Origin of the sequence: Novosphingobium rosa NBRC 15208, assembly GCF_001598555.1 — a bacterium.
In the GTDB taxonomy this organism is placed as follows: Bacteria; Pseudomonadota; Alphaproteobacteria; order Sphingomonadales; family Sphingomonadaceae; genus Novosphingobium; species Novosphingobium rosa.
Genome location: NZ_BCZE01000187.1, coordinates 1 through 784, shown reverse-complemented (window position 1 = coordinate 784; position 784 = coordinate 1). Strand labels below are relative to the sequence as shown.

Annotated in this window: 1 protein-coding gene; it reads left to right on the top strand. The window is 65.1% G+C overall.

Annotated elements, in window-relative coordinates:
* Positions 1-784: non-homologous end-joining DNA ligase (ligD, locus tag SR3_RS30345; protein ID WP_218018919.1), on the top strand; the 784-nt coding region annotated here is incomplete at both ends.

Sequence of the window (784 nt, the reverse complement as noted above, 5' to 3'; positions counted from 1 at the left end):
ACTGGACCGAGCGTTTCCAGCCCGTCGCCAATGCGCTGGCCGCCTTGGACCTGCCTCCCGCGCTGATCGATGGCGAGGTGGTGGCGCTGGATGCGCAGGGCAACCCGAGTTTTTCGGCGCTGCAGGCTGCCCTGAAGGCCGGCGACACGCCGCGACTTGCCTATTTCGCCTTCGATCTGCTCAATCTCTCGGGCGAGGATCTCAAGCCGCTCCCGAACATCGAGCGCAAGGAACGGCTCGAAGCCTTTCTCGCCGAAGCGACCTCACCGATCCATGTGGCCGAGCATATCATCGGCGCCGGCGAAAAGCTGCTGACCGCCATGTGCCATGCCGGGCAGGAGGGCATCATCGCCAAGCGCGCCGATGCGCCCTATCGGGGTGATCGGACCCGCAATTGGGTCAAGGTCAAATGCACCCTGCGGCAGGAGTTCGTCGTGATGGGCTGGACCAAAAGTCCGGCCCGCGCCCGTGCCTTCGGCGCCCTGCTGCTCGGCCAAATGGAAAAAGGCAAACTGGTCTACAAGGGCAAGGTCGGCACCGGCTTCGACACGCAGATGCTCATGGAGCTCGCCGAGACCATGGCTCCGCTAGCACAGAGCAAGCCCCCCGCCGAGGTGCCCAGGGCAGAGGCGCGCGGCGCCCAGTGGATCAAACCGAAGCTGGTGGCCGAAATCGCCTTTGCCCAGTTCACCAGCGATGGCCGCGTGCGGCATGCCAGTTTCCTGGGCCTGCGTCAGGACAAGAAGGCGAAGGATGTGAAGCCGGAACGGACAGCCCCCTCACC